The following is a 1883-nucleotide window of genomic DNA, read 5'->3' as shown; positions in this document are numbered from 1 at the left end:
CTGTTTGCTATGCGCGGGTCTCAACTTATTCCCAGCGCGATGATTTTGAAAGACAAGCTGAACTACTACGTTCAAAATTCCCAGAAGCAGAACACATATCAGAAATTGGCTCCGGACTCAATTTTAGGAGGGGACAATTCCTCGCCATTCTGGACAGATTTCTCCGAGGCGATCTCCAATGCCTTGTGGTTGCCCACCCAGACCGATTGCTCAGATTTGCCATCGAACTGGTTAGATGGCTGTGTGAAAAAAATCAGTGGCAACTCATGGTTTGGGGTGAGTGCAAGCTCAGCAAGGAGCAAGAATTGGTCTAAGATCTGCTGTCCATCCTCCATTGCTTCAGTTCTAGGCTTTACGGATTGGGAAAATACCAAAAGAAATTCCGGGAAGCGTTACAAGCAGACAAAAAGGCACAGCAACTCCCGAAAATCCACCAAACTAGCACCAAACAGTGTTAGGAAAATCAGGCTGTATCCAACTGCTGAACTGCACAAGGTTTGGAAGCAATGGCTGGCAGCCTACCGGCAAGTTTTTAACTGGGCACTGGAGCAGTTAAAAAACGGGTTTAATCTCAAAGATGACCTGCAAAAAGCCTACCGAAGCAGTTTGGTAATACCAGATTGGGTTAGGGAGTTACCTGGGCATCAAGCTCAAGAAGCTTGCGATGAGGCAATAGACGCCTACAGGCAAGGGAAAGCTAATGGCGGTGAAGCCAAGTTCAAGTCCTGCCGAAGTAAATCTCAAACCATTCAGTTCAAGGTGGGGAACTTCAAGAACGGTACTTGGTATCCCAAGAAAACCAAGGGTTTGACCTTTAAAGCATCAACACCTTTGCCTAGTCAATCCGAGTATGGTACTGAATTGGTTTATCAGCGGGGCAAGTGGTATGGATGTTTCCCCGCTCATGTGGAAACCGAACCTACCAAACAAGAAAGGGTAATTGCTCTCGACCCTGGAAACCGTGCTTTCTTGACGGGCTACGATGGTGAGAATGTCTTGGAGATTGGTAAGGGCGACATTGGGCGTATCAACCGACTGTGCTCACACCTTGACCAACTCCTTTCTCGTGCTAGCAAGTCTCCTTTCAAGCGGCAACGGCACAAAATGCGGAAAGCTGCCGACCGGATCAGGGAAAAGATTCAGTGCTTGGTCAAAGATTTGCACTCCAAGGTCGCATCATTCCTGATTGGCAAATACAAGTTAATCTTCCTGCCAACGTTTGCTACCAGTAAAATGGTACTCAAGTCATCGAGGAAGATTAACCGAAAAACCGTTAGGAATATGTTGAGTTGGAGTCATTACAAGTTTGCCCAGCATTTAACTCAGATGGCAGCTAGGAAGAATGTACTGGTGGTGCGGTGCAACGAATCCTACACCAGCAAAACTTGTACCAACTGTGGTCATCGGCACAACAAGCTAGGTGGCTCGAAAATTTTTCGATGTCCTGAATGCAAGATGGAATTGCCGAGGGACATCGGTGGCGGCCGAAACATCATGATTCGGTCTTTGCAGGCAGCTGCCTTCACCAGCAATGGTGATGCCATACTTGTTCAAGATGCTTGAAAAAAGCGTTTTGAGCTGGTTAAATGCTGCACTACCCAAAGGCTATTTCTGGTCATCCTGGTACTGATCCTGAAAATCCTCTTCAGTTAGCTCAAGCAGTAACAGCCTTGGGTGAACCCCGGATGTAAGCTTCCAGAAAATACCGCAAAAACTTGGGTGATACTGGGTCTGGCACTTTCTCGGCCATCACAATCACCTGGGGCAAATACAAATCTTGCTGTGCTGCCAACTGGTAGGCTAAGCCGAAACCATCACAGGAATTAAAGATAGGTGACATACTCCCACGCTGACTCTTTGAGTTCAGTGTGGGCTTCTTACCA

At 47.2% G+C, this 1883-nt stretch carries 3 protein-coding genes; 2 read left to right on the top strand and 1 reads right to left on the bottom strand.

Annotated features, from left to right (window positions below; translation table 11 throughout):
• Both F6K53_RS39190 and F6K53_RS39185 read left to right on the top strand, forming a co-directional pair.
• A partial coding sequence (locus F6K53_RS39190; RefSeq protein WP_293085302.1) for a recombinase family protein occupies nt 1-314 on the top strand: 314 nt, incomplete at its 5' end.
• A complete protein-coding gene (locus F6K53_RS39185) occupies nt 244-1563 on the top strand; it encodes a transposase (protein ID WP_293085299.1) in 1320 nt (439 codons plus the stop codon). The genes F6K53_RS39190 and F6K53_RS39185, both read left to right, overlap by 71 nt.
• A gap of 91 nt (nt 1564-1654) precedes the next feature.
• Here the strand turns inward: F6K53_RS39185 and F6K53_RS39180 are convergent.
• Nucleotides 1655-1883 (bottom strand): hypothetical protein (locus F6K53_RS39180; RefSeq protein ID WP_366511419.1); only part of this gene is annotated, 229 nt, incomplete at its 5' end.

This window comes from Moorena sp. SIO4A1 (assembly GCF_010672065.1).
Classification (GTDB): domain Bacteria; phylum Cyanobacteriota; class Cyanobacteriia; order Cyanobacteriales; family Coleofasciculaceae; genus Moorena.
This window is presented reverse-complemented; position numbering and strand designations above follow the sequence as displayed.